This window comes from Streptomyces sp. NPDC043996 (genome assembly GCF_056435225.1).
This window is the reverse complement of sequence record NZ_JBWKEY010000016.1, coordinates 68841-93253: the sequence shown is the minus strand read 5'-3', so window position 1 is coordinate 93253 and position 24413 is coordinate 68841. Positions and strand designations below refer to the sequence as shown.

The following is a 24413-nucleotide window of genomic DNA, read 5'->3' as shown; positions in this document are numbered from 1 at the left end:
ACTGGCCGGCTGAGACCCGGCGGGCCGCGCGGCCCGCGGCTCAAGGGCGAACTGAGGGGCGCACCCGGATCGGGTGCGCCCCTCAGCTGTGCCTGAGCCCGTGTCAGTTGTGGCCGAAACGGCGCTCGCGGTGCTTGCGGGCGACATCACCCGGGTTCGCCGCGGCGGCGGACTTCGCCTCGGCCTCCATCGCGGACGACCGGGCCTGCTCCGAGCCCTGCTGCGCCGCCGCCCGCTGCTGCTGGCCGCCCTGCTTGCGATTCTTGTTCTTGGCCATATTGATCTTCCTCCTGCGAAGGATCGGGGGGCCAGGACGGGACCAGACTCACATAATCGAACCAAGCTCGCATTTCGGGCAATCACCGTGCGTAATGCGGGTCACCGGGGGGTACGGAGCCGATACGCCACGCCGAAGATCGAGTTCGGGCCGTTAACCTCCGCGAGGTCGGGCAGACTCGAAGGAAACCCGAAGTGACTTCCAGTCCCCGGTTCTCGGCCACGGCGCGGAGGGGCCTTCCGGGGGAGCCGCGGGACCCTTCAGGCACAGCCAAGGAAACCGGGAGAGCCGGGTTCATCCGGCGAACCCGGGCAGACCATGGAAAGAGGGTGGATCGCATGGACCGCTGCGTCGTCCTGGTGGACGCCGGGTATCTGTTGGGAGCCGCCGCGAGCCTCCTCGCGGGCGAGCCGTCCCGGTCCCGGATCACCGTCGACCACACCGCCCTCATCCAGGGGCTGCGCGAGCGCGCCGAATCCGACACCGAGCAGCCCCTGCTGCGCATCTACTGGTTCGACGGCGCCCCCGACCGCGTGCCGCAGCCCGAGCACCGCAGGCTGCGCGTCATGCCGCGCGTGACCGTCCGCCTCGGCGCCCTGACCCGCAGCGACGGCCGGTGGGCGCAGAAGGGCGTGGACGCCGCCATGCACGCCGAGCTGACCGAGCTCGCCCGCAACCGCGCCTGCTCGGACGTCGTGCTCGTCACCGGCGACGGCGATCTGCTGCCCGGCATGATGGCCGCCAAGGAGCACGGCGTCGCCGTCCACCTGTGGGCCGTGCAGGCGGCCGACGGCGACTACAACCAGTCCGAGGACCTCGTCGCCGAGGCCGACGAGCGGCGCGTGCTCGACCGCGTCTGGATCACCAAGGCCGTCCGCGCCAAGGAACTCGGCGGCGTCTGCGCGCCCCCGCCCGCCCCGCGCCCGGAGATCGCCGCGATCCTCTCCGCGCCCCTGCCCGAGTCCGCGCTCACCGCCGCCCCCGAGCCCGCCGAGCAGCCCGCCGCCCCGCACGCGGTCGCCGCCCCGCGCGCCCAGGAGAACGGCGACCGGGCCGCCAAGGGCGTCCCCACCCCCAAGGACCTCGCCGCGCTGCGCGGCCCCGGCCCCGTCCAGACGGGCAAGGAGCAGCCGAGCGCCACCCTGCGCTGGTCCTCCGACAAGGGCTGGATCGACCGCCCCGGCACCCCCGCCGAGTCCGCCGAGGCCGCGGCGCTGCCCACGCTCGCCCAGCTCACCACGGCCGAGCAGCGCTGGGCCGACCGCGAGGAGGACATCACCACGGTCGGCGGCGATCCGTACGAGGTGGGGCAGGTCTTCGCGCGCCGCTGGATGGGGCGCCTGCCCGAGCAGCACAACCTGCAGAAGCTGTCCACGATGTACCCCCGCATCCCCCACCGCATCGACGGCGAACTGCTGCGGTACGCGGCACGCTTCGGCCTCCTCGCCCACAAGGACGACCAGATCGACGAGCACGACCGGTACGCGATCCGTGCCGGATTCTGGCGCGAAATCGACGTACGGACCGCCGCGGAGCACGTGCCCGCGGCGGAGTAGACGCCTTCGGAGCGGCGGAGTAGACGCCTTGGAAGGGCCCGCGCCACGCCCGGCCGGGGGGTGAGACACGCCCCGCGCGCCCCGCCGGACACCCGACCCCGTACCCTCGTCCTTCGTGAGTACGCGCGCGGCACAGGCAGTCCGAAGGGGGCTCCGGCAGGGGCACGGCAGTGATGCCGTCTGCGTGGTGCGCGACCTCGTCAAGGTCTATCCCGCCGCCCGGGGCCGGCGCGGCAGGCCCGCGACGCCCGAGGTACGCGCCAGCGACGGCGTCGACATCGAGGTCGGCCGCGGCGAGATCTTCGGGCTCCTCGGCCCCAACGGCGCCGGGAAGTCCACCCTCGTACGCCAGCTGACCGGCCTGATGCGGCCCGACAGCGGGGGCGTCGAGGTCCTCGGCCACGACATCGTGCGCCACCCCGAGCGGGCCGCGCGCCTGCTCGCCTACCTCGGCCAGGAGTCCACCGCCCTGGACGAGCTGACCGTCTCCCTCGCCGTGGAGACCACCGCGCGCCTGCGCGGCCTGGAGGCGGCCCCCGCGCGCGCCCAGCGCGACGCCGTCCTCGACGAGCTGGGGCTCACCGACCTCGCCGCGCGCCCCCTGAAGAAACTCTCCGGCGGCCAGCGCAGGCTCGCCTGCTTCGCCACCGCCCTCGTCGGCGAGCGGCGCCTGCTCGTGCTCGACGAGCCGACGACCGGCATGGACCCGGTCGCCCGGCGCGCCGTGTGGGGCGCCGTCGACCGGCGGCGCGCCGAGCGCGGCACGACCGTCCTGCTCGTCACCCACAACGTCATCGAGGCCGAGACCGTCCTCGACCGCGTCGCCGTCCTCGACCACGGCCGGGTCATCGCCTGCGACACGCCCGCCGGGCTGAAGGAGAAGGTCGCGGGCGAGGTGCGGGTGGAGCTCGTGTGGCGCGAGCGGGCACCCGTCGACGTGCCCGAGGTCGCCGCCCTGCGCTCGTCCGCCGTGGAGTCCGGTCGGCGCTGGACGCTTCGGCTCGCGCCGGACGAGGCCCGGGCCGCGGTCGCGGCGGTCACCGGCGGCAGCGCCTTCGCCGCGCTCGACGACTTCACGCTGGCCACACCCAGCCTGGAGGATGTCTACCTGGCCCTCGGCGGGCGCGGCGGGGACGGGCTGGTGAAGTCGTGAAGGGCCGCGGCGCGCGTGCGCGGGGCCGGGCAGTGAAGCGTCGGGACGTCTGCAGGAAGGTTGTCCGTTGAGTGCCGTTCCCCTGGAGGCCGTGGTCAGGGCCGAGGACGACCGCGCGGCGGTGACCGACGTCGCGGCGCCCCTCGGGGCGCGGGCCCGGCTGCTCCCGGCCCTCGCCGCGGTGTACCGCGCGCAGCTCTCGCGGGCCCGGGTCGCGCGGATACCGCTGCTCTTCGTGGCCACCTTCCAGTCCGTCGGGATCATGGTCCTGATGCGCGGCGTCGTCGACGGCGGCAGCGAGGCCCACGCGGTCGTGGCGGGATCCGCCGTCCTCGTCGTGGCCTTCGTCGCGCTCAACCTGCTCGCCCAGTACTTCGGCCAGCTGCGCGCCGACGGCGGCCTCGACCACTACGCCACGCTGCCCGTGCCGCCCGCCGCCGTCGTCCTCGGCGCCGCCGCCGCGTACGCCTCCTTCACGGTGCCCGGCACGATCGTCACGGCCGTCGTCGGGTGCGCGCTCTTCGGGCTGCCGCTGACGCACCTGTGGGTGCTCGCCGCGGTGATCCCGCTCGCCGGAGCCGCGCTCGCCGGGCTCGGGGCCGCGCTCGGGCTGCTCGCGCCCCGGCCCGAACTGGCCACCCTGCTCGGCCAGATGGGCATGTCCGCGGCACTGCTCCTCGGTGTGCTCCCGGCCGAGCGGATGCCGGAGCTCCTCCAGTACGGACGTGACCTGCTGCCGTCCACCTACGGCGTCGAGGCCCTCGCCCACACCTTCCGTGGCGACCCCGACTGGGGTGTCGTGCTGCTCGACCTCGGGGTCTGCGCCGCCGTCGGCGTGGCCTCGCTCGCCGTCGCCACCTGGGCGTACCGGCGCGCGGCCGTGCGCTGACGCCGATCCGCCGTCCGGTGGCGCGGTTCCCAGGTTCAGCTGGCACCATGTGTGCGTGACCGCACCGCTGACACCCTCCCAGCCGCCCCGCGACGAGCCCGAGCACGACCCCTGGCAGGCACCGCCGGCAGCCGCGGGACCGGCCGGGCCCGCGCCCGAAGCGCCCGACGCGTGGGGCGAGGACAGCGAGGAGGACGAGCCGGGCATGAGGCGTGAGATCACGCAGGCCGCGGTGATCGCCGCCGCGGTGGCGGTCAGCGGGGTGCTGCTCGGCCTGCTGTGGCTGTGGCTCGCGCCGCGGGTGCCGCTCATCGCCTCCAAGGAGGCGGTCTACCTCAAGGACACCGAGGGGGAGCAGGCCATCGGGGTGGACGGAACGTTCACTCTGCTGGGGCTCGCCTTCGGGCTCGTCACCGCGGTCGTCGTCTTCCTGGTGCGGCGGCGGGGCGGGATTCCGCTGGTCGTCGGGCTTGCCGCGGGGGCGCTGCTCGGGGCGGTGCTCGCCTGGAAGGTGGGGGTGTGGCTCGGGCCCGAGACGGACGTGGTGGCGCACGCGAAGTCCGTGGGGCAAGGGGTGGTGTTCGACGCGCCCATGGAGCTGAAGGCCAAGGGGGTCCTTCTGGCGTGGCCCGCCGCGGCGATGGTGGTGCACCTGGTGCTGACCGCGCTGTTCGGGCCCCGGGATCCGGAGCCGTTCGCCTCTTATGAGGTGCGGCAGGACGTGGCCTGAGGCCCTCGCGGGGCGCCCCAGGCCCGCCCCTTCCCGAACCGGGGGCGGCTGCCCCCGTTCCCCCGCTCAACTGCGTTGGCGCTTCGCGCCTTGTCCTCAAACGCCGGACGGGCTGAATCTCGCGCTGGAACCTACGCTGGGCGACGGCCGTGGTTGGACTTGGATTTCCTTACGCGCCACTTCCGCTTCCGTGTTTTTTTCGACATGGGTGTGGTCCTAGTCGAGGAACGCGGAGCCGTCGAGGGCTCATTCACGCCCGATGGGGGCGAGAACCGCCCCGGTGAGCGCCGCCAGGTCGGCGGGGGCGAGCTCCACCTCCAGGCCCCGGCGGCCCGCCGAGACGCAGATCGTGGCGTGGGCCGACGCCGAGTCGTCCAGGACGGTGCGGAGCCGCTTGCGCTGGCCCAGGGGGGAGATGCCGCCGCGCACATAGCCCGTCGTGCGCTCCGCGGCGGCCGGGTCGGCCATCGTGGCGCGCTTGCCGGCCACCGCCGCGGCCAGCGCCTTCAGGTTCAGGGTGCCCGCGACGGGGACCACGGCCACGGTCAGCTCGCCGTCGACGTCGGCGACCAGGGTCTTGAAGACGCGGTCGGGGGACACCCCCATCGCCTCGGCGGCCTCCTCGCCGTACGAGGGATGGGCCGGGTCGTGCTCATAGGCGTGGACCGTGAAGGCGGTGCCCGCCGCCGTCAGCGCGACCGTCGCCGGGGTGCCGCCCGCCTGGGACTTCTTCTGCTTCTTCGCCACCGCTCGTCGGCCTCCGGCCTGGTCAGTTGAGACTCGTCGTGCCGCGGGTCAGCTCCGTCGCGGGCAACGACGGCAGATTACGGATGATCGCGGTCTCGGCGCGCAGCAATTTCAGCTCCTCGCGCAGCCGGGACGCGGTGTCCTCGGCCTCAAGGAGCCGCTGCTTCGTCGGGGTGTCCAGGACGGCGGCGGCCGCCACCAGGTACGACACCACCGACGGGTCGTCCGGCAGCTCCGTGCCGGTCGACAGCGAGCGCTCCCGGGCTCCCGCGAGGCGCTTCTGATACGAGCGGAACGCCCGCAGGACACCCTCGGCCAGGGCCCCGGCCTCGTCGCCGGGCTCCTCCGGCAGCTCTTCGAGCTCCGCGGTCAGATACGCGCCGGAGGCGTCCACCGAGCGCAGCCGCATCCGGCGGGTACCGGTGGCCAGGACCTCGAAGCCGCCGTCCTCGCGCTCGCGGATGGTCGCCGCCTCCGCCACGCAGCCCACCGCGTGGAAGGCGCGCATCGGGTCCTCGCCGAAGCCCGCGGCGGGGCCCCGCTCGGGCCGGGCCGTCTGGTCGGGCAGGCCCGGCGCGCTCGGCGCGACCTCGCTGCCGTCGCGGATCGCCACGACGGCGAACCGCTGCTCCTCCTCGTCGGGAGACTTCAGCAGGTCGCGCATCATGGCGCGATATCGCTCCTCGAAGACGTTCAGGGGCAGCACGAGCCCCGGGAACAGCACCGAGTTGAGCGGGAAGAGCGGGAGCCGGACGGTCGTCACGAGCCGAAAGCCTAACGGCCGTCGGCTTCCTTTCCCGCCGCGCGCCCGCGCCCGGACCGCAGCGGGGTGCGCGAGGCCACCTCTATGCGGATGCCGTCGCGCAGCTCGAGGAACTGGCCGAGGGGGTCGTCGGCGATCCGGTCCCAGGGGAAGGAGGTCGCGTACGGGCCGATCAGGCGCAGCTGGTCGAGGGCCTCCTGCCAGCGCTCCAGGCGGACCAGGACGTAGGCGAGGAGGTTGCGGACCTCGGCGGGCCACGGGTCGGCGGGCACATAGGAGGCCGAAAGGGCGATGGCGAGGTCCGCGGCCGCGTCCAGGCGCTCGCGCGGCAGCCGCCCGCCGGTGCTGGTCAGGTACGCGAACGCGGCGCGCACCGGCAGGGCCTGGATGAGCGAACCGGGCAGCGCGTCCGCGGCGGCGCGCTCGGCGAACTGGAAGCACTCGGCGTGCGAGCCGTACCAGTCCGCGGACAGGTACATCAGGGCCGAGGCGTGACAGCCGTAGTGGTACGAGGAGCGGCGCACCGCCTGGGCCCACAGCTCCTCGAAGTCGGAGTGCGAGGCGTGGGTGCCGCGGGCGTGGTCCAGGGCGATGCGCCACGGCACCGGGTCGCGCGGGTCGGCGTCGGCGGCGGCCGTGAGCAGCGGGCTCACCTCGCGGAGCAGCTCGGCGCGGGCGGGCGACTCCCAGCCGCGGACGACCGCGAGCTCGGCCTTGAGCAGCAGCGCGTCCGGGTCGTGCGGGGCCGCGGCCAGCCAGTCGTCGAACCACTCGGACCGGGAGCGGGCGAAGGCGGCGAGGCGCGTCGCGTACCGGTCGCGGTTCTCCCACTCGGCGGCCTCGCGGGTGGTGGCGAGCAGCTTGGCGGCCGGGCCGTACTCGCCGCGGCCCGCGGCGACGAGGGCGGGGCCGAGGCGGTCGTCGGGGACGTCGAGGAGCACCTCGTCGTCCGGGGGGAGGCCGTCGGACAGGGCGGGGGTGTGTCTGATCATGCGGGCGGTGCGGATGAGGGCGCGCAGGAGCGGCATGGCGCGGTCCCCCTCTTTTTGTACGGCTACGGCTGGGTGGTCTGGTGCGGTCGTTGTGTGTTGACGGGTGGAATGGGGGGATGGTTGTGCGGGGGCGGGTAACGGTTCGGCCGCGAATTCCTGGCCCTCGCGGGGCGCCCCAGGCCCGCCCCTTCCCGCTCCGGGTGCTGGCCGCCCCCGTTCCCCCGCTCACAGACATTGGCGCTTCGCGCCTCGTCCTCAAACGCCGGACGGGCTGGAACCTCAGTTCCGTCGCAGGAGGCGTGTCGCGCCCGCTGCCACCGTCGTGGCCAGGACCCAGCCCAGGAGGATCAGGACCGCTGCCAGCCACTGCCAGCCGCCGCGCAGTTGCCAGTAGCTGTCCTGGCCGAGGTTGATCACCGGCAGGAGCAGGTCCAGGGCGAACAGGGACGGGTTCCAGTTGGGGTGTTCGCCCTCCTTGAGGGGCGGGTGGTCGGCCCGGGAGAAGGCGATCGCGCTGGCCGCCCACAGCACCGCCATCCACAGCGCGGCCCGCCCGGGCCGATAGCCGTACGCCACGGTCCAGTCCTGCGCGTACCCCCACAGCTTGGCCGCGAGCGGCAGCGTCTCGCGGCGGCGGCGCTGCTTGGCCAGGAGCACCTCGCGGGCGTCGGCGTCCTCGCCGCCGGTGCGGAGCACGGTCGCGAGCTTCTCGTACGGCTCCGGGTTGTACTCGGCGGTGGCCGCGGCCACCCACTGCAGGCGCCGCGACAGCGGGAACGTGCCCTGCGGGATGAGGTTCTCGTACGTGAAGCCGCCCATCTGGAGGCCGCCGGGGCCCGGCCAGCTCGACGCGCGGTCCATCAGGTTGACGACGCGGGCGCCGGACAGGACGACCTTGCCGCGCTGCGGGGCCTCGCCGAGGAAGCGCAGCTCGGGCGTCTGCACGCGGCGCAGCGACACCTCCTGGTCGTTGTGGAGCGTGAAGCGGGCCTGGCCGAAGTCCACCGCGTCGCCGAAGCGCCCGTCGTCGAGCCGGACGCCGCCCTCGCAGGTGAAGCGCTGTACGCGGGTGCCGCGCGCGGGGGTGGTGCCGCTGGTCTGCGGCGGATTGCCGACCCCGGCGGGGGTCAGGTACAGGGTGCGCTCGACAGTGAGCTGCGGGGCGTTCAGGGCGTAGCGGCCGTAGGGGTTGGCCAGGCGGCTGCCGCGCAGGCTCAGGCTGACGCCGATCTTGGCGCCGCGCAGCCGCAGCTCACCGTGCGACTCCATCATCTCCGCCTGCAGGTCCTGGCCGACGGTCATGCCGTCGGCCATCACCGAGCGGGCGCGCCGGTCGCGGTAGACCACGGCCTGGTTGAGCAGCAGGTCCGTGCCGATGTGCGCGTCGGTCAGACGGACGCCGTTGTGGATCCGGCAGCGCGGCAGATGCAGATCGCCCTCGGTGTGCAGGCGGGCGCCCTCCAGGCGCGGAATGGAGCAGTCCACCATGCGCAGCGTGGTGAACCGGGACTCCGGAAGCAGGATCTCCTTCTCGAAGCGGCAGGCCTTCAGCTCCGTGTACGGCACGACGGTGCCGCCCGCCACGTCCAGGACGCCGGTGATCCGCACCCCGGCCAGCTTCAGGGACGACACCCGCCCGGCGAGCGCGGGCGGCCCGTCGAGCAGCAGCCAGCACACGATGCGGGCCCGCACGCTGCGCTCCGGTCCCCAGGGGTGGGCGCCGTGCGGGTCGTCGACCGTGGCGTCGCCGGACCGCAGGTCGTACACCGAGCCGTTGCGGAACGCCTGCCACATGCCGATCTCGGTGGCGGTCAGCCCGTCCGGCGGGTCCCCGGTGCCGCTGTCGTCGACCACTGCTGTCGTCCTCCCGTGGATGTCCGAGGATTTTCCGTGGATTGCCGTGGATGTCTGGCGCGGTTCTGGCGCGTACGTGTTTCGTACACCTGTTCATGCCCGCTCCGTGACCGCCTGAACGCTAGTGGTGAACGTGGACTTCCGTTAACCCGGGCCAGGCCGCCCCGCCGTCGTCCAGCCACTCGGAATCAGGGCCTCCGTCGCGGCCCGGCGGCGGGCCCCGAGGTATCAGTGAGTGATACGGGCGACCGGCGGCCGATGGCCGTCTGCGAGAATTGGCCATGTGATCTCTCGAATCGATCTGCGCGGCGACGCCCTCCCCGAGGGCAATGCCCTGCGCGCCCTGCTGCCCCGTGCCGACTTCGACGTCGCGGCCGCCCTGGAGAAGGTGCGGCCGATCTGCGAAGACGTGCATCATCGCGGCGACGCGGCGCTGATCGAGTACGCGGAGAAGTTCGACGGCGTGCAGCTGGAACGGGTCCGGGTGCCCGCCGCCGCGCTCACCGAGGCCCTGGCCGGCCTCAACCCGGACGTGCGCGCCGCCCTGGAGGAGTCCATCCGCCGCGCCCGCGTCGTCCACCGCGCCCAGCGCCGGGCCCCGCACACCACCCAGGTCGTGCCGGGCGGCTCGGTCACCGAGAAGTGGGTGCCGGTCGAGCGCGTCGGCCTGTACGCGCCGGGCGGGCGCTCCGTCTACCCGTCCTCGGTGATCATGAACGCGGTGCCCGCGCAGGAGGCCGGAGTCGCCTCCATGGCGCTCGCCTCGCCGCCGCAGAAGGAGCACGGCGGGCTGCCGCACCCGACGATCCTCGCCGCCTGCGCCCTCCTCGGCATCGACGAGGTGTACGCGGTGGGAGGCGCGCAGGCCGTCGCGATGTTCGCGTACGGCACCGACACCTGCGCCCCGGCCAACATGGTCACCGGGCCCGGCAACATCTGGGTCGCCGCCGCCAAGCGCTACTTCACCGGCCGCATCGGCATCGACACCGAGGCGGGCCCGACGGAGATCGCGGTCCTCGCCGACGACACCGCCGACCCCGTGCACGTGGCGTCCGACCTGATCAGCCAGGCCGAGCACGACCCGCTGGCCGCCGCCGTCCTGGTCACCGACTCCGTGGCGCTCGCCGACGCGGTCGCCAGGGAACTCGAACCGCAGGTCGCCGCCACCAAGCACGTCGAGGACCGGATCGCCCCCGCCCTGAGCGGCCGCCAGTCCGCGATCGTGCTCGTGGACGGCCTGGAAGAGGGCCTGCGCGTCGTCGACGCCTACGGCGCCGAGCACCTGGAGATCCAGACCGCCGACGCGGCCGCCGTGGCCGACCGGGTCAAGAACGCGGGCGCGATCTTCGTCGGCCCCTGGGCCCCGGTCTCCCTCGGCGACTACTGCGCCGGCTCCAACCACGTCCTTCCCACCGGCGGCTGCGCCTGCCACTCCTCGGGCCTCTCCGTCCAGTCCTTCCTGCGCGGCATCCACATCGTGGACTACACCCGCGACGCCCTCGCCGAGGTCGCCCACCACGTGGTGACCCTCGCCGAGGCGGAGGACCTGCCCGCGCACGGCGCCGCCATCAAGGCGCGTTTTGCCGGAGGCGAACAAGACAAGCACAGTGGGTGGAAGGTGCCCGGCCAGTGAGCGACGTGAGCATCGACGACCTGCCCGTACGCGACGAGCTGCGCGGCAAGTCCCCCTACGGCGCGCCCCAGCTGGACGTCCCCGTACGCCTGAACACCAACGAGAACCCCTACCCGTTGCCCGAGCCCCTCGTCGAGCGCATCGCCGAGCGGGTCCGCGCGGCCGCCCGCGACCTGAACCGCTACCCCGACCGGGACGCCGTCGAGCTGCGCACCGAGCTGGCGCGGTACCTCACCCGCACCGGCGGGCACGAGGTGGCGGCCGCCGGCGTCTGGGCGGCGAACGGCTCGAACGAAATCATCCAGCAGCTCCTCCAGGCCTTCGGCGGCCCCGGCCGCACCGCCATCGGCTTCGAGCCCTCGTACTCGATGCACGCCCTGATCGCGCGCGGCACCGGCACGCACTGGATCTCCGGGCCGCGCCGCGAGGACTTCACGATCGACGTGGCGGCCGCGGCGAAGGCCATCGCCGAGAACCAGCCGGACGTCGTCTTCATCACGACGCCCAACAACCCCACCGGCAACGCCGTCCCGCGCGAGGCCGTCATCGCCCTTTACGACGCCGCGCAGGCCGCCAAGCCGTCCATGGTGGTGGTCGACGAGGCGTACGTGGAGTTCAGCCACGGCGCCTCGCTGCTGCCCCTGCTCCAGGGCCGTCCGCACCTCGTGGTCTCGCGCACCATGTCCAAGGCGTTCGGCGCCGCGGGCCTGCGCCTCGGCTATCTGGCCGCCGACCCCGCGGTCGTGGACGCCGTGCAGCTGGTGCGCCTGCCGTACCACCTGTCGGCCGTCACCCAGGCGACCGCGCTCGCCGCCCTGGAGCACACGGACACCCTCCTCGGATACGTGGAGCAGCTGAAGGCCGAGCGCGACCGGCTCGTCACCGAGCTGCGCGCCCTCGGCTTCGAGGTGACCGCGTCCGACGCCAACTTCGTCCAGTTCGGGCGCTTCGACGACGCCCACCGGGCCTGGCGCGAGATCCTCGACCAGGGCGTCCTCGTCCGGGACAACGGGGTACCGGGGTGGCTGCGCGTCACCGCCGGGACCCCCGCCGAAAACGACGCGTTCCTCGATGCGGTGCGCGCGCTGAAGAAGGAACAGAAGAAGGAGCAGGGAGCATGAGCCGCCTAGGCCGTGTCGAACGGACCACCAAGGAGACCTCGGTCGTCGTCGAGATCGATCTCGACGGCACCGGAAAGGTCGACGTGTCGACCGGGGTCGGCTTCTACGACCACATGCTCGACCAGCTCGGCCGCCACGGCCTGTTCGACCTCACGGTCAAGACCGAGGGCGACCTGCACATCGACTCCCACCACACCATCGAGGACACCGCCCTCGCGCTCGGCGCCGCCTTCAAGCAGGCCCTCGGCGACAAGGTGGGGATCTACCGCTTCGGCAACTGCACCGTCCCCCTGGACGAGTCGCTCGCCCAGGTCACCGTCGACCTCAGCGGCCGCCCGTACCTGGTGCACACGGAGCCCGAGAACATGGCGCCGATGATCGGCGCGTACGACACGACGATGACCCGGCACATCTTCGAGTCCTTCGTCGCCCAGGCGCAGATCGCGCTGCACATCCACGTGCCCTACGGGCGCAACGCCCACCACATCGTGGAGTGCCAGTTCAAGGCCCTCGCCCGGGCCCTGCGCTACGCCGCCGAGCGCGACCCGCGCGCGGCCGGAATCCTCCCCTCCACGAAGGGTGCGCTGTAAGCCATGAACGGCATCTCCACCCTGCTGCTCTTCGTCGGGCTCTTCCTCCTCGGCGGCGTGTACTCGTTCGTCAAGCAGAAGCAGTCCAAGAGCCTCATCACGCTGCTCTCCATCGGCGCGGGCATGTGCATCCTCGCGGGCGTCGTCCGCCTGGAGGTATGGAATTGACCGCCGCCTTCGCCCGTAAGCGCGTCGTCGTCTTCGACTACGGCTTCGGGAACATCCGCTCCGCCGAGCGCGCCCTGGCCCGCGTCGGCGCCGACGTCGAGATCACCCGTGACTTCGACACGGCGATGAACGCCGACGGACTGCTCGTGCCCGGCGTCGGCGCCTTCGCCGCCTGCATGAAGGGGCTGCGCGCGGTCCGCGGCGACTGGGTCGTCGGCCGCCGTCTGTCCGGCGGCCGCCCGGTCATGGGCATCTGCGTCGGCATGCAGATCCTCTTCGAGCGCGGCATCGAGCACGGCGTTGAGACCGAGGGCCTCGACGAGTGGCCCGGCACCGTCGAACCGCTGAAGGCCGAGGTCGTGCCCCACATGGGCTGGAACACGGTCGAGGCCCCCGAGGGCACCGAGCTGTTCCGGGGCCTGGACGCGGACGAGCGCTACTACTTCGTGCACTCCTACGCCGTCCACGACTGGTCCCTGGAGATCACGAACCCCGCGATGCGCGCCCCCAAGGTCACCTGGGCCACCCACGGCTCGCCCTTCGTGGCGGCCGTCGAGAACGGCGCCCTGTGGGCCACGCAGTTCCACCCCGAGAAGTCCGGCGACGCCGGAGCGCAGCTCCTTAAGAACTGGATCGGAACCCTCTGATGGCCCCTGTCACGGCCCCGAAGCTCGAACTCCTGCCCGCCGTCGACGTCCGCGACGGCCAGGCCGTCCGCCTCGTGCACGGCGAGTCCGGCACGGAGACCTCCTACGGCTCCCCGCTGGAGGCCGCCCTCGCCTGGCAGCGCGCGGGCGCCGAGTGGCTGCACCTGGTCGACCTCGACGCCGCCTTCGGCACCGGCGACAACCGCGCCCTGATCGCCGAGGTCACGGCCGCCATGGACATCAAGGTCGAGCTCTCCGGCGGCATCCGCGACGACGACACCCTCGCCGCCGCCCTCGCCACCGGCTGCACCCGCGTGAACCTGGGCACGGCCGCCCTGGAGACCCCCGAGTGGGTCGCCAAGGTCATCGCCGAGCACGGCGACAAGATCGCCGTCGGCCTGGACGTGCGCGGCACGACGCTGCGCGGCCGCGGCTGGACCCGCGACGGCGGCGACCTCTACGAGACCCTGGAGCGCCTCAACGCCGAGGGCTGCGCCCGCTACGTGGTCACCGACATCGCCAAGGACGGCACGCTCCAGGGCCCGAACCTGGAGCTCCTGCGCACCGTCTGCGCGGCCACCGACCGCCCCGTCGTCGCCTCCGGCGGCGTCTCATCCCTGGCCGACCTGCGGGCGATCGCCGAGCTCGTGCCGCAGGGCGTGGAGGGCTCCATCGTCGGCAAGGCCCTGTACGCGAAGGCGTTCACCCTCGAAGAGGCCCTGGCGGCCGTGTCCCGATGAGCGGCGCACGGCGCGTGCGGTCGGGGAGTCCCTGGGAGGACGCCTTCGGTCCCGCACGTGCCGTCCGGTCACCGAAGTAGCAAAGGAGCACCATCGTGACGCTCGCCGTCCGAGTCATCCCCTGCCTGGACGTCGACAACGGCCGGGTCGTCAAGGGCGTCAACTTCCAGAACCTGCGCGACGCGGGCGACCCCGTCGAGATGGCGAAGGTCTACGACGCCGAAGGCGCCGACGAGCTGACCTTCCTGGACATCACCGCCTCCTCCGGCAACCGCGAGACCACCTACGACGTGGTCCGCCGCACCGCCGAGCAGGTCTTCATCCCGCTCACCGTGGGCGGCGGGGTGCGCACCGCAGACGACGTCGACAAGCTGCTGCGCGCGGGCGCCGACAAGGTCGGCGTGAACACCGCCGCGATCGCCCGGCCCGAGCTCATCCGCGAGATCGCCGAGCGCTTCGGCCGCCAGGTCCTCGTCCTGTCGGTGGACGCACGCCGCACGGACGCGGGGTCCTTCGAGGTCACCACCCACGGCGGCCGGAAGTCCGCCGGGATCGACGCCGTCGAGTGGGCCCACCGGGCCGCCGAGCTCGGGGCGGGCGAGATCCTGCTCAACTCGATGGACGCGGACGGCACGAAGGACGGCTACGACATCGAGATGATCGAGGCCGTACGCAAGCACGTCACCGTCCCCGTCATCGCCTCCGGCGGCGCGGGGCGCCTGGACCACTTCCCGCCCGCCGTCGCCGCGGGCGCGGACGCGGTCCTCGCGGCGTCGGTCTTCCACTTCGGGGACCTGCGCATCGGCGAGGTCAAGGACGCCCTGCGAGGTGCCGGGCACCCGGTTCGCTGAGCCCTGCCGGGGGCCTCCCCCACCCCGCCCCTTCCCGAAACCAAGGGGCTCCGCCCCCTGGACCCCCGTAATCGCCGCTCCGCGGCTCGTCCTCAAACGCCGGACGGGCTAGAAGCGGCCAGTTTCAGCCCGTCCGGCGTTTGAGGACGAGGCGCGAAGCGCCAACGAGGGGGCGCAGCCCTAGGAAGCCGGCCTAAAGACCAAGCTGCTGCGTCTCAAGGAGCTTGGTCACCGCCGCCTTCTCGCCGTCGAGTTCGACGTCCGCCGCCTCCTGGCGGCCGAACGCGAACATCAGCAGCTCGGAGGGCTCCCCGGTGACCGTGACGACGGGCGCGCCGCGGTGGGCCACGGCCGTCTGCCCGTCGCGGCGGCGAAGGACCAGGCCCACGGGGGCCTTGCGGCCGATGACGCGGGCCATGCGCTCGAGCCGCGACCAGAGCGCCTCGGAGAAGACCGGGTCCAGCTCGCGCGGCGTCCAGTCGGGCTGCGCCCGGCGCACGTCCTCGGCGTGGACGTAGAACTCGACGGCGTTCGACGCCTCGTCGACCTGCTTCAGGTTGAAGGGGGAGAAGCGCGGCGGGCCCGTACGGATGAGCTGGATCAGCTCCTCGTACGGCTTCGCGGCGAACTCCGCCTGCACCCGCTCCAGACGCGACGCGAGCTGCTTGATCAGAATCCCGCCCGCGGCGTCCGCCCGGCGCTCGCGCACGACGACGTGCGCCGCGAGATCACGGGCGTTCCAGCCGTCACACAGGGTCGGCGCGTCCGGTCCCGCCGCCTCCAAGAGGTCCGCGAGGAGGAGTCGTTCACGCTTGGCATGGGTCGACATGGGTGCAAGCGTACGACCGGGGCGCCGGTCCGGACAGTGGACCTCCGCCGGGCGCGCCGCGCAGGCGCGGCACAATGGCCGTCATGACCAGCACGCCTCCCGCCAGCAGCCTCGACCCGAAGATCGCCGCCCGCCTCAAGCGCGCCGCCGACGGGCTCGTCCCCGCGATCGCCCAGCAGTACGACACCGGTGAGGTGCTGATGCTCGGCTGGATGGACGACGAGGCGCTGCACCGCACCCTGACGACCGGGCGCTGCACGTACTGGTCGCGCAGCAGGCGGGAGTACTGGGTGAAGGGCGACACCTCGGGCCACTACCAGTACGTGAAGTCCGTCGCGCTCGACTGCGACGCCGACACCGTCCTCGTCAAGGTCGACCAGGTCGGCCCGGCCTGCCACACGGGCACCCGGACCTGCTTCGACACCGACGTGCTCCCGCTCGGCCAGTAGGGTCGCCCCATGGATCTGGAGACCTTCCGCAAGCTCGCGGCCGACCGCCGCGTGATCCCCGTCAGCCGCAGGCTCCTCGCCGACGGCGACACCCCGGTCGGGCTCTACCGCAAGCTCGCCGCCGAACGGCCCGGCACCTTCCTCCTGGAGTCCGCGGAGAACGGCCGCTCCTGGTCCCGCTACTCGTTCGTCGGCGTGCGCAGCGCCGCCACGCTGACCGTGCGCGAAGGCGAGGCCCACTGGCTGGGCACCCCGCCCGTCGGCGTGCCCACCTCCGGCGATCCCCTCGCCGCGCTCCGCGCCACGATCGAGGCCCTGCACACGCCGCACGAGGAGGGCCTGCCGCCCTTCACCGGCGGCATGGTCGGCTACCTCGGCTACGACATCGTGCGCCGCCTGGAGAAGATCGGCCCCGGCGAGGTCGACGACCTCCGCCTGCCCGAGCTGACGATGCTCCTGACCAGCGACCTCGCCGTGCTCGACCACTGGGACGGCTCGGTCCTGCTCATCGCCAACGCCATCAACCACAACGACCTCGACACCGGCGTCGACGAGGCACACGCCGACGCCGTGGCGCGGCTCGACGCCATGGAGGCCGACCTGTCGCGGCCGGTCGTCCAGCCTCCGGCCGCGCTCCCGCCCTCCGAACTGCCCGAGTTCACCGCCCGCTGGGGCGGCCCCGACTACCAAGTGGCCGTCGAGGACATCAAGGAGCGCATCCGCGCGGGCGAGGCCTTCCAGGTCGTGCCCTCGCAGCGCTTCGAGACCCCGTGCCACGCCACGGCCCTCGACGTCTACCGGGTGCTGCGGGCCACCAACCCGTCGCCGTACATGTACCTCCTGCGCCTCGACGGCTTCGACGTCGTCGGCTCCAGCCCGGAAGCCCTGGTCAAGGTCGAGGACGGGCGCGCCATGGTGCACCCCATCGCCGGGACCCGCCCGCGCGGCGCCACGCCCAAGGAGGACCAGGAGCTCGCCGAGGAACTCCTCGCCGACCCCAAGGAGCGCGCCGAGCACCTCATGCTCGTCGACCTCGGGCGCAACGACCTCGGCCGGGTCTGCACGCCGGGCTCCGTCGAGGTCGTGGACTTCATGTCCATCGAGAAGTACTCGCACGTCATGCACATCGTGTCCACGGTCACCGGCACCGTCGCCCGCGGCCGCACCGCCTTCGACGTGCTCACCGCCTGCTTCCCCGCGGGCACCCTCTCCGGCGCCCCCAAGCCCCGCGCCATGCAGATCATCGACGAGCTCGAACCGGCCAGGCGCGGCCTGTACGGCGGCTGCGTCGGCTACCTCGACTTCGCGGGCGACTCCGACACCGCCATCGCCATCCGCACCGCCCTGCTGCGCGACGGCACCGCGTACGTGCAGGCCGGGGCCGGGGTCGTCGCCGACTCCGACCCCGTCGCCGAGGACACCGAGTGCCGCAACAAGGCCGCCGCCGTGCTGCGCGCCATCCATACCGCGAACCGCCTGCACGGCGCCGCGGGCCGTGAGGGATAGTGGACAGGTGACTTCAGCAGTACCGACGCCCCGTACCGACACCGCGCCCCAGGCCGCCGCGGCCCGACCCGCGCGCGGCGGACGGCGCAGCCTCGCCGCCGCCCTGCTGCTCGGCGCCGCGGGCGCGGCCCTCGCGCTCCTCGCGTCCCGGCAGTCCTGGGCGCACGGCTCGGCGGCCGTCGCGGGCGGCGACTTCCCGCTGACCGCCAAGGGCGGCGACGTCACGGGGGTGCCCGCGGCGCTCGCGATAGTCGGCCTGGCCGCGCTCGTCGCGGTCTTCGCCGTCCGCCGCGCCGGGCGGCTGCTCGTGTCGGCGCTGCTCGCGCTGAGCGGCGCGGGCATCGTCGTCGCGGCGCTGATCGGCGCCAAGGACAGCGGGGCGCTCGACGAGAAGGCGGCGGACGCCTCCGGCGACACCGCGGCCCGGGCCGTCGAGCTCAGCCACACCGGCTGGCCGTACGCGGCCGCCGCCGCCGGCGCCCTCATCCTGGCCGCCGGTCTGCTCGCCCTGGTGCGCGGCCGCTCCTGGCCCGCGATGTCCGGCCGCTACGAGCGCGCGTCCGCCGCCCGCCCCCGGGCCGCGCGCGCCCCCGACCCCGACCGCCCCGAGGAGCTCTGGAAGGCGATCGACCGGGGCGAGGACCCGACGTAGCCGCGCCACGCGGCGAGGGACACCCCGGCACGGGGCACGGGAGCGCATGCGGGACAATGATCGCAGCGTCCACACACGCACAGTCACAGCTAACGAGGAGCAAGTCATGGCGGGACATGGCCACGGACACACCCCGGCCGCCTGGACCGGTGTCATCATCGCCTTCATCGGTTTCTGCGTCGCGGGTGCCTTCATGGTGATGGCCGAGCCCGTCGGCTTCTGGGCCGGGATGGGCATCATCATCGTGGGCGGGCTCGTCGGCTTCGCCATGCGCCTCGCCGGCCTCGGCCAGAAGCCGCAGGCCCGGGTGGTCCGCGCCGAGGGCTGACCGAAGCGCGTACGCCGATGGGGCGGCCGGGACACACCCGGCCGCCCCATCGGCGTACCAGCGGGTGGCGGAGCGCCCTCCGGGGGGAGAATGCCCGGGTGAACGCCGAACAGGAGACCGCCGCGCCCTCCGGCGCTGGGCAGGGCGCGCGCCGCCTCGCCGTGCCGCTCGGCGTGCTCGGCGCCGTCGCCGCCGCCTTCGCCTACGTCGGCACCGTCGACCCGAACGAGCCCGGCCACTACCCGGCCTGCCCGCTGCTGTACTACACGGGGGTCTACTGCCCCGGCTGCGGCGGCCTGCGCAGCGCGCACGCCGTCGCCCACGGCGACCTGACCGGGGCGCTCGGCGCCAACGCCGTCGCCGTCGCCGGATACGGCCTCTTCGCCGTCCTGTGGACGCTGTGGGCCCTCAGAGCGGCGCGCGGCAGGCCCCTGGGCCTCGACCTCGGCCGCGCCCAGCTCTGGGCCGTCGGCGTGGTCCTCACGCTCTTCACCGTCGTACGCAATCTGCCGTTCGGGTCCTGGCTGCATCCGTAGCGCGGCTGTGGACACCGCGCGGGGGACCGGTGAAAGTCCAGGTAGTGAGAGCATCGTCAACCGGATGCGAGTCCTACGCCGTCCTGCGGATACCATCGCAGTGACCAGCGGAACGCAGGGGACAACGCAGGGAAAGGTACCGCTCGCGTGAGTGTGCTCGACGAGATCATCGACGGAGTCCGTGCCGACCTCGCGGAGCGGCAGGCGCGCGTCAGCCTCGACGAGCTCAAGGAGCGCGCCGCGAAGGCCCCGGCGGCCAAGGACGGCGTGGCCGCCCTGCGCGGCGACGGCGTCACGGTGATCTGCGAGGTCAAGCGCTCCAGCCCGTCCAAGGGCGCGCTCGCCGCGATCGCCGACCCGGCGGGGCTCGCCGCCGACTACGAGGCGGGCGGCGCCGCCGTCATCTCCGTGCTCACCGAGCAGCGCCGCTTCGGCGGCTCCCTCGCCGACCTGGAGGCCGTGCGCGCCAAGGTCGACATCCCGGTGCTCCGCAAGGACTTCATCGTCACCTCGTACCAGCTGTGGGAGGCCCGCGCCTACGGCGCCGACCTCGCCCTGCTGATCGTCGCCGCCCTCGACCAGCCCGCCCTGGAGTCGCTGATCGAGCGCGCCGAGTCCATCGGCCTGACCCCGCTCGTGGAGGTCCACGACGAGGAGGAGGCCGAGCGCGCCCTCGACGCGGGCGCCCGGGTGATCGGCGTGAACGCCCGCGACCTGAAGACCCTCAAGGTCGACCGGAGCACGTTCGAGCGCGTCGTGACGGAGCTGCCCGACAGCGTCGTCAAGGTCGCCGAGTCCGGCGTGCGCGGCCCGCACGACCTCATCGCCTACGCGAACGCGGGCGCCGACGCGGTGCTCGTGGGCGAGTCCCTCGTCACCGGGCGCGACCCGAAGGCCGCGGTCTCCGACCTGGTCGCCGCGGGCGCCCACCCGGCCCTGCGGCACGGCCGGAGCTGATCCCGCCATGTCCCTCTGCGCCCGCCTCGCCCCCGGCTGCCGCCCGCCCGTCTCCCTCCACCACCCTCAACCGAGGCGCTGCGCGCCGCCCCCCTGGTCGCGCGGCTGCCGGGCGCCCGCGCGGCGCGTGCACGGGCGGCGGGTGCGGTACGTCATCGGGGACGAGCCCGGACAGGTGAACGGGATGCGATGGCGCGGGCGCTGCGTGCGCGCCCTCCCTCACTAGCGCCGGATCGGCACCGCCGGGCCGGTACGTGGGGGGTGCTCGCCGTCGCGGCGGATTCTTGCTTCCCCAAGCCCGCCCCTTCCCGAGACCGGGGGCTTCGCCCCCTGGACCCCCGGGGGACTGTGTGGTGAACGGGTGGGTGGGAAGCATCCGCCGCGAAGCGGCGGGCTAGGGCGTGCAGACGACTCCAGACCACGTTCGCCCAAGAGGACATGAGGTATCCACATGCCCAGCGAGTTCTTCATCCCCGACCCCGAGGGTCAAGTCCCCAGTGCCGAGGGCTACTTCGGCGCCTTCGGCGGCAAGTTCATCCCGGAAGCCCTGGTCGCGGCGGTCGACGAGGTGGCCGTCGAGTTCGAGAAGGCCAAGGCCGACCCCGCGTTCGCGCGCCAGCTCGACGATCTGCTCGTGAACTACACGGGCCGCCCCAGCGCCCTCACCGAGGTGCCGCGGTTCGCCGAACACGCGGGCGGCGCCCGCGTGTTCCTCAAGCGCGAGGACCTGAACCACACCGGGTCCCACAAGATCAACAACGTGCTCGGCCAGGCCCTGCTCACCCAGCGGATGGGCAAGACCCGCGTCATCGCCGAGACCGGGGCGGGGCAGCACGGCGTGGCCACCGCCACCGCCTGCGCGCTCTTCGGGCTCGACTGCACCATCTACATGGGCGAGATCGACACCCAGCGCCAGGCCCTCAACGTCGCCCGCATGCGGATGCTCGGCGCGGAGGTCATCGCCGTGAAGTCCGGCAGCCGCACGCTGAAGGACGCCATCAACGAGGCCTTCCGCGACTGGGTCGCCAACGTCGACCACACCCACTACCTGTTCGGCACCGTGGCCGGTCCGCACCCCTTCCCGGCGATGGTGCGCGACTTCCACCGCGTGATCGGCGTGGAGGCGCGCCGCCAGATCCTGGAGCGCGCCGGACGCCTGCCCGACGCGGCCGTCGCCTGCGTCGGCGGCGGGTCCAACGCCATCGGCCTCTTCCACGCCTTCATCCCGGACGCGGACGTCCGCCTCATCGGGTGCGAGCCCGCCGGGCACGGCGTCGAGACCGGCGAGCACGCGGCCACCCTCACCGCGGGCGAACCCGGCATCCTGCACGGCTCCCGCTCCTACGTCCTGCAGGACGAGGAAGGGCAGATCACCGAGCCCTACTCGATCTCCGCCGGGCTCGACTACCCGGGCATCGGCCCCGAGCACGCGTACCTGAAGGACAGCGGCCGCGGCGAGTACCGGGCCGTCACCGACGACGCGGCGATGGGGGCCCTGCGCCTGCTGTCCCGCACCGAAGGCATCATCCCGGCGATCGAGAGCGCGCACGCCCTCGCCGGGGCCCTGGAGGTCGGCAAGGAGCTGGGGCCCGACGGCCTGCTCGTCGTCAACCTCTCCGGGCGCGGCGACAAGGACATGGACACCGCCGCCCGCTACTTCGGCCTCTACGACGACGCTTCCCAGGGGGACTCCCAGTGAGCGGCAACATCCAGCTCCTGAGCGACACGCTCGCCAGCGCCAAGGCCGAGGGCCGCGCCGCCCTCATCGCGTACCTGCCCGCCGGGTTCCCCACCGTGGACGGCGGCATCGCGGCCATCAAGGCCGTCTTCGACGGCGGCGCCGACGTCGTGGAGGTGGGTCTGCCGCACAGCGACCCCGTCCTCGACGGCCCCGTCATCCAGACCGCCGACGACATCGCCCTGCGCGGCGGCGTCAAGATCAAGGACGTGCTGCGCACGGTCCGCGAGGCCCACGCCGCCACCGGCAAGCCCGTCCTCGTCATGACGTACTGGAACCCCATCGACCGCTACGGCGTCGAGCGGTTCACCGCCGAGCTCGCCGAGGCGGGCGGCGCGGGCTGCATCCTGCCCGACCTGCCCGTCCAGGAGTCGGCGCTGTGGCGGGAGCACGCCGCCAAGCACGACCTGGCCACCGTCTTCGTCGTCGCCCCGAGCAGCAAGGACGAGCGGCTCAGGACGATCACGGCGGCGGGCTCCGGCTTCGTGTACGCCGCCTCCCTGATGGGAGTCACCGGCACCCGCGCCTCCGTCGGCGAGCAGGCCGCCGACCTGGTCCGTCGCACCCGCGCGTGCACCGAACTGCCGGTCTGCGTCGGCCTCGGCGTCTCCAACGCCGACCAGGCCGCCGAGGTCGCGGGCTTCGCCGACGGCGTCATCGTCGGCTCCGCGTTCGTACGGCGGATGCTCGACGCGGACGGCGAGCAGGCCTCGCTCGCCGCGGTGCGCGAGCTCGCCGGTGAGCTGGCCAGGGGCGTGCGCGCGGGCGCGGAGAACCGCCGGTAGCTCGTACGGGTGGACCTGGACCGGGGAGGCGCGCTCGCGCCTCCCCGGTTCGTTTGGTCCGGTATGAGCGAGAAGAACCGTGAGGGTAAGCGAACGGCCAGGGAGCGCATGGCCGAAGAGCGCGAGCGGCAGAAGAGAAGCGACAAACGGCGCCGCGCGCTGTTGGTGAGCGCCGCCGTCGTCGGCGTGCTCGGCCTGGCCACGGTCGGCGGCCTGCTCGCGGCGAACGCCGGGGACGACAAGAAGAAGGACACCTCGGGCCCGGTCGTCGCGCCCAAGGGCGCGAGCGACAAGGAAGGACCGGCCATCCCGGTCGGCGAGGACGGCGCCAAGTCCGCCCTCACCATCTGGGAGGACTTCCGCTGCCCGGCCTGCAAGCAGTTCGAGGACGGGTACCGCTCGACGATCCACGAGCTCACCCGCGCGGGCCAGCTGAAGGTCGAGTACCACCTCGCGACCCTCATCGACGACAACATGGGCGGCTCCGGCTCCCTGCGCGCCGCCAACGCCGCGGCCTGCGCCCAGGACGCGGGCAAGTTCGCGCCGTACCACGACGTGCTGTTCCAGAACCAGCCCCCGGAGCCCGACGACGCCTTCGCGGACGACGACAAGCTGATTGAGTTCGCGGGCAAGGTCAAGGGCCTGGACACGGCCGCCTTCAAGAAGTGCGTGAAGGACGGCACGCACGACAGCTGGGTCGCCAAGTCCGACAAGGCCTTCGAGGACGCCGGTCTGCGCGGCACGCCGACGGTTCTGCTCGACGGCAAGGACATCTTCGCCGACCAGAAGAACCCGCTCACGCCCGCCAAGCTGAAGGCCGCCGTGGAGAAGGCCAACAGCTAGGGCCGTCGGGCGGCGGGCCGATCGCGACCCGCCGCCGGGCCCCTGTTACGGACCCGTTGTCGGGCTGGTTGCCGTCGGCCCGGCCCGGCAGGGTAGCGTCGACCCTGCCATGGAATTTGCCTACATCCCCAGCCCGTCGCGCGGAGTGGTCGACCTCGGCCCCATTCCGCTGCGCGGCTACGCGTTCTGCATCATCATCGGCGTGTTCGTGGCCGTGTGGCTCGGCAACAAGCGGTGGGTCGCCCGCGGCGGGCAGCCGGGCACCGTGGCCGACATCTCCGTGTGGGCGGTGCCCTTCGGCCTCGTCGGCGGCCGCCTCTACCACGTGATCACGGACTACCAGCTCTACTTCGGCGACGGCCGCGACTGGGTCGACGCCTTCAAGATCTGGGAGGGCGGCCTCGGCATCTGGGGCGCCATCGCCTTCGGCGCGGTCGGCGCGTGGATCGGCTGTCGCCGCCGCGGCATCCCGCTGCCCGCGTGGGCCGACGCGCTCGCCCCCGGCATCGCCTTCGCGCAGGCCATCGGCCGCTGGGGCAACTGGTTCAACCAGGAGCTGTACGGCCGCGAGACCGACGTTCCATGGGCACTGAAGATCACCAGCTCCACCGACGGCCGCGTCCCCGGCACCTACCACCCGACGTTCCTGTACGAGTCGCTGTGGTGCGTCGGCGTCGGCGTGCTCGTCATCTGGGCCGACCGCCGCTTCAAGCTCGGCCACGGGCGGGCCTTCGCGCTGTACGTCGCCTCGTACTGTGTCGGGCGCTTCTGGATCGAGTACATGCGCGTCGACGACGCGCATGAATTCCTCGGCCTGCGGCTGAACAACTGGACCGCCCTCGTGGTCTTCCTGCTCGCCGTCGTCTACCTGGTCATCTCGGCCAGGACGCGTCCGGGCCGCGAGGAAGTCGTGGAGCCGCGCGCGGTCACCTCCGGCGACGGGGACACGGCCGGGGCCAAGGACGCGGCCAAGGAGCCCGTGGACGTCCTGAAGAAGGCCGCGCCCTCGGACGCCCCCGCCGCGCCCGAGTCCGGCGGCGAAGCCGGGGCCGCGCCCACGGCGCCCAAGGGCTGAGCCG

General features: G+C 73.2%; 29 protein-coding genes. 22 read left to right on the top strand and 7 right to left on the bottom strand.

The window, feature by feature from the left end; all coding sequences use genetic code 11:
• Positions 1–103 precede the first annotated feature (103 nt).
• Positions 104–277 (bottom strand): hypothetical protein, encoded by a 174-nt coding sequence (locus AC07A4_RS34295; protein ID WP_478606459.1) that lies wholly within the window; start codon positions 275–277, stop codon positions 104–106.
• A 338-nt stretch (positions 278–615) separates the two neighbouring features.
• Here AC07A4_RS34295 and AC07A4_RS34290 point away from each other — a divergent pair, with 338 nt between their 5' ends.
• The 4 genes from AC07A4_RS34290 (at position 616) to AC07A4_RS34275 (ending at position 4605) form a co-directional block, all read left to right on the top strand.
• A complete protein-coding gene (locus AC07A4_RS34290) occupies positions 616–1833 on the top strand; it encodes an NYN domain-containing protein (protein ID WP_478606456.1) in 1218 nt (405 codons plus the stop codon).
• A gap of 115 nt (positions 1834–1948) precedes the next feature.
• The gene (locus AC07A4_RS34285) at positions 1949–2986 is read left to right on the top strand and encodes an ABC transporter ATP-binding protein (protein WP_478606454.1); all 1038 of its coding nucleotides are present in this window, start codon (positions 1949–1951) and stop codon (positions 2984–2986) included.
• An 82-nt stretch (positions 2987–3068) separates the two neighbouring features.
• Positions 3069–3875, top strand: a complete 807-nt coding sequence (locus AC07A4_RS34280) for an ABC transporter permease (protein WP_478606759.1) — start codon at positions 3069–3071, stop codon at positions 3873–3875.
• A 55-nt stretch (positions 3876–3930) separates the two neighbouring features.
• Positions 3931–4605: a DUF2567 domain-containing protein gene (locus tag AC07A4_RS34275; RefSeq protein ID WP_478606451.1), complete on the top strand. Its 675-nt coding sequence runs from the start codon at positions 3931–3933 to the stop codon at positions 4603–4605.
• Positions 4606–4736: 131 nt separating this feature from the next.
• Here AC07A4_RS34275 and AC07A4_RS34270 read toward each other — a convergent pair whose 3' ends face one another.
• The 5 genes from AC07A4_RS34270 to AC07A4_RS34250 all read right to left on the bottom strand — a co-directional run bounded on the left by AC07A4_RS34270 (position 4737) and on the right by AC07A4_RS34250 (position 8901).
• The gene (locus AC07A4_RS34270) at positions 4737–4811 is read right to left on the bottom strand and encodes a hypothetical protein (protein ID WP_467095488.1); all 75 of its coding nucleotides are present in this window, start codon (positions 4809–4811) and stop codon (positions 4737–4739) included.
• 40 nt (positions 4812–4851) lie between these two features.
• On the bottom strand, positions 4852–5352 hold the full coding sequence (gene ybaK / locus AC07A4_RS34265) for a Cys-tRNA(Pro) deacylase (protein WP_478606448.1): 501 nt from the start codon (positions 5350–5352) through the stop codon (positions 4852–4854).
• A gap of 22 nt (positions 5353–5374) precedes the next feature.
• Positions 5375–6115 carry an LON peptidase substrate-binding domain-containing protein gene (locus AC07A4_RS34260; RefSeq protein WP_478606446.1) on the bottom strand — a complete coding sequence of 247 codons (741 nt, stop codon included), beginning with the start codon at positions 6113–6115 and terminating at the stop codon, positions 5375–5377.
• Between the two features lie 11 nt (positions 6116–6126).
• On the bottom strand, positions 6127–7143 hold the full coding sequence (locus tag AC07A4_RS34255) for a hypothetical protein (RefSeq protein WP_478606443.1): 1017 nt from the start codon (positions 7141–7143) through the stop codon (positions 6127–6129).
• Positions 7144–7386: 243 nt separating this feature from the next.
• A complete protein-coding gene (locus AC07A4_RS34250; protein ID WP_478606755.1) occupies positions 7387–8901 on the bottom strand; it encodes an oxidoreductase in 1515 nt (504 codons plus the stop codon).
• 343 nt (positions 8902–9244) lie between these two features.
• On the opposite strand from AC07A4_RS34250, the gene hisD reads away from it, so the two are divergent.
• The 7 genes from hisD to hisF all read left to right on the top strand — a co-directional run bounded on the left by hisD (position 9245) and on the right by hisF (position 14711).
• Entirely contained in the window at positions 9245–10594 is a 1350-nt protein-coding gene (hisD, locus tag AC07A4_RS34245; RefSeq protein WP_478606440.1) for a histidinol dehydrogenase, read from the top strand.
• Positions 10591–11715: a histidinol-phosphate transaminase gene (locus AC07A4_RS34240; RefSeq protein WP_478606439.1), complete on the top strand. Its 1125-nt coding sequence runs from the start codon at positions 10591–10593 to the stop codon at positions 11713–11715. The genes hisD and AC07A4_RS34240 overlap by 4 nt, the downstream gene beginning before the upstream one ends.
• Positions 11712–12305, top strand: a complete 594-nt coding sequence (gene hisB, locus AC07A4_RS34235) for an imidazoleglycerol-phosphate dehydratase HisB (RefSeq protein ID WP_478606437.1) — start codon at positions 11712–11714, stop codon at positions 12303–12305. The genes AC07A4_RS34240 and hisB overlap by 4 nt, the downstream gene beginning before the upstream one ends.
• A gap of 3 nt (positions 12306–12308) precedes the next feature.
• Positions 12309–12473, top strand: coding sequence for a hypothetical protein (locus AC07A4_RS34230; RefSeq protein ID WP_478606435.1), 165 nt, complete (start codon positions 12309–12311; stop codon positions 12471–12473).
• Positions 12464–13120, top strand: a complete 657-nt coding sequence (gene hisH / locus AC07A4_RS34225; protein WP_478606433.1) for an imidazole glycerol phosphate synthase subunit HisH — start codon at positions 12464–12466, stop codon at positions 13118–13120. The genes AC07A4_RS34230 and hisH overlap by 10 nt, the downstream gene beginning before the upstream one ends.
• A complete protein-coding gene (gene priA, locus AC07A4_RS34220) occupies positions 13120–13860 on the top strand; it encodes a bifunctional 1-(5-phosphoribosyl)-5-((5-phosphoribosylamino)methylideneamino)imidazole-4-carboxamide isomerase/phosphoribosylanthranilate isomerase PriA (protein WP_478606430.1) in 741 nt (246 codons plus the stop codon). The genes hisH and priA overlap by 1 nt, the downstream gene beginning before the upstream one ends.
• Positions 13861–13955: 95 nt before the next feature.
• Positions 13956–14711, top strand: a complete 756-nt coding sequence (gene hisF / locus AC07A4_RS34215) for an imidazole glycerol phosphate synthase subunit HisF (protein ID WP_478606427.1) — start codon at positions 13956–13958, stop codon at positions 14709–14711.
• A 193-nt stretch (positions 14712–14904) separates the two neighbouring features.
• On the opposite strand, the gene AC07A4_RS34210 is transcribed toward hisF, so the two are convergent.
• Complete coding sequence (locus tag AC07A4_RS34210) at positions 14905–15540, bottom strand: TIGR03085 family metal-binding protein (protein ID WP_478606425.1); 636 nt, start codon at positions 15538–15540, stop codon at positions 14905–14907.
• An 83-nt stretch (positions 15541–15623) separates the two neighbouring features.
• Between AC07A4_RS34210 and hisI the strand changes: the two genes are divergently transcribed.
• The 11 genes from hisI (at position 15624) to lgt (ending at position 24409) form a co-directional block, all read left to right on the top strand.
• Positions 15624–15989, top strand: coding sequence for a phosphoribosyl-AMP cyclohydrolase (gene hisI / locus AC07A4_RS34205; protein WP_478606422.1), 366 nt, complete (start codon positions 15624–15626; stop codon positions 15987–15989).
• A gap of 9 nt (positions 15990–15998) precedes the next feature.
• Positions 15999–17495: an anthranilate synthase component I gene (locus AC07A4_RS34200; protein ID WP_478606421.1), complete on the top strand. Its 1497-nt coding sequence runs from the start codon at positions 15999–16001 to the stop codon at positions 17493–17495.
• A 7-nt stretch (positions 17496–17502) separates the two neighbouring features.
• A complete protein-coding gene (locus AC07A4_RS34195; protein ID WP_478606419.1) occupies positions 17503–18147 on the top strand; it encodes a TIGR02234 family membrane protein in 645 nt (214 codons plus the stop codon).
• A 106-nt stretch (positions 18148–18253) separates the two neighbouring features.
• On the top strand, positions 18254–18475 hold the full coding sequence (locus AC07A4_RS34190) for an HGxxPAAW family protein (protein WP_478606417.1): 222 nt from the start codon (positions 18254–18256) through the stop codon (positions 18473–18475).
• A 98-nt stretch (positions 18476–18573) separates the two neighbouring features.
• The gene (locus AC07A4_RS34185) at positions 18574–19011 is read left to right on the top strand and encodes a DUF2752 domain-containing protein (RefSeq protein WP_478606415.1); all 438 of its coding nucleotides are present in this window, start codon (positions 18574–18576) and stop codon (positions 19009–19011) included.
• A gap of 147 nt (positions 19012–19158) precedes the next feature.
• Positions 19159–19968 carry an indole-3-glycerol phosphate synthase TrpC gene (gene trpC / locus AC07A4_RS34180; protein ID WP_478606412.1) on the top strand — a complete coding sequence of 270 codons (810 nt, stop codon included), beginning with the start codon at positions 19159–19161 and terminating at the stop codon, positions 19966–19968.
• Positions 19969–19975: 7 nt separating this feature from the next.
• A complete protein-coding gene (gene trpM / locus AC07A4_RS34175) occupies positions 19976–20194 on the top strand; it encodes a tryptophan biosynthesis modulator TrpM (protein ID WP_478606409.1) in 219 nt (72 codons plus the stop codon).
• Between the two features lie 225 nt (positions 20195–20419).
• Positions 20420–21667, top strand: coding sequence for a tryptophan synthase subunit beta (gene trpB, locus AC07A4_RS34170; RefSeq protein WP_478606406.1), 1248 nt, complete (start codon positions 20420–20422; stop codon positions 21665–21667).
• On the top strand, positions 21664–22491 hold the full coding sequence (gene trpA, locus AC07A4_RS34165) for a tryptophan synthase subunit alpha (protein ID WP_478606404.1): 828 nt from the start codon (positions 21664–21666) through the stop codon (positions 22489–22491). Before trpB ends, trpA begins: the two co-directional genes overlap by 4 nt.
• 63 nt (positions 22492–22554) lie before the next feature.
• Positions 22555–23334, top strand: coding sequence for a DsbA family protein (locus tag AC07A4_RS34160; protein ID WP_478606401.1), 780 nt, complete (start codon positions 22555–22557; stop codon positions 23332–23334).
• 109 nt (positions 23335–23443) lie between these two features.
• A complete protein-coding gene (lgt, locus tag AC07A4_RS34155) occupies positions 23444–24409 on the top strand; it encodes a prolipoprotein diacylglyceryl transferase (RefSeq protein WP_478606399.1) in 966 nt (321 codons plus the stop codon).
• The last annotated feature ends 4 nt before the right edge of the window (positions 24410–24413 follow it).

Coding starts and splice junctions, on each gene's coding strand:
- trpM (WP_478606409.1), top strand. CDS start 19,976: ATGTCCCTCTGCGCCCGCCTCGCCCCCGGCTGCCGCCCGCCCGTCTCC.
- AC07A4_RS34200 (WP_478606421.1), top strand. CDS start 15,999: ATGGATCTGGAGACCTTCCGCAAGCTCGCGGCCGACCGCCGCGTGATC.
- priA (WP_478606430.1), top strand. CDS start 13,120: ATGGCCCCTGTCACGGCCCCGAAGCTCGAACTCCTGCCCGCCGTCGAC.
- AC07A4_RS34230 (WP_478606435.1), top strand. CDS start 12,309: ATGAACGGCATCTCCACCCTGCTGCTCTTCGTCGGGCTCTTCCTCCTC.
- hisH (WP_478606433.1), top strand. CDS start 12,464: ATGGAATTGACCGCCGCCTTCGCCCGTAAGCGCGTCGTCGTCTTCGAC.
- hisB (WP_478606437.1), top strand. CDS start 11,712: ATGAGCCGCCTAGGCCGTGTCGAACGGACCACCAAGGAGACCTCGGTC.
- lgt (WP_478606399.1), top strand. CDS start 23,444: ATGGAATTTGCCTACATCCCCAGCCCGTCGCGCGGAGTGGTCGACCTC.
- trpB (WP_478606406.1), top strand. CDS start 20,420: ATGCCCAGCGAGTTCTTCATCCCCGACCCCGAGGGTCAAGTCCCCAGT.
- AC07A4_RS34290 (WP_478606456.1), top strand. CDS start 616: ATGGACCGCTGCGTCGTCCTGGTGGACGCCGGGTATCTGTTGGGAGCC.
- AC07A4_RS34250 (WP_478606755.1), bottom strand. CDS start 8,901: ATGTGGCAGGCGTTCCGCAACGGCTCGGTGTACGACCTGCGGTCCGGC.
- hisI (WP_478606422.1), top strand. CDS start 15,624: ATGACCAGCACGCCTCCCGCCAGCAGCCTCGACCCGAAGATCGCCGCC.
- AC07A4_RS34255 (WP_478606443.1), bottom strand. CDS start 7,143: ATGCCGCTCCTGCGCGCCCTCATCCGCACCGCCCGCATGATCAGACAC.
- AC07A4_RS34160 (WP_478606401.1), top strand. CDS start 22,555: ATGAGCGAGAAGAACCGTGAGGGTAAGCGAACGGCCAGGGAGCGCATG.
- AC07A4_RS34295 (WP_478606459.1), bottom strand. CDS start 277: ATGGCCAAGAACAAGAATCGCAAGCAGGGCGGCCAGCAGCAGCGGGCG.
- AC07A4_RS34190 (WP_478606417.1), top strand. CDS start 18,254: ATGGCGGGACATGGCCACGGACACACCCCGGCCGCCTGGACCGGTGTC.
- AC07A4_RS34210 (WP_478606425.1), bottom strand. CDS start 15,540: ATGTCGACCCATGCCAAGCGTGAACGACTCCTCCTCGCGGACCTCTTG.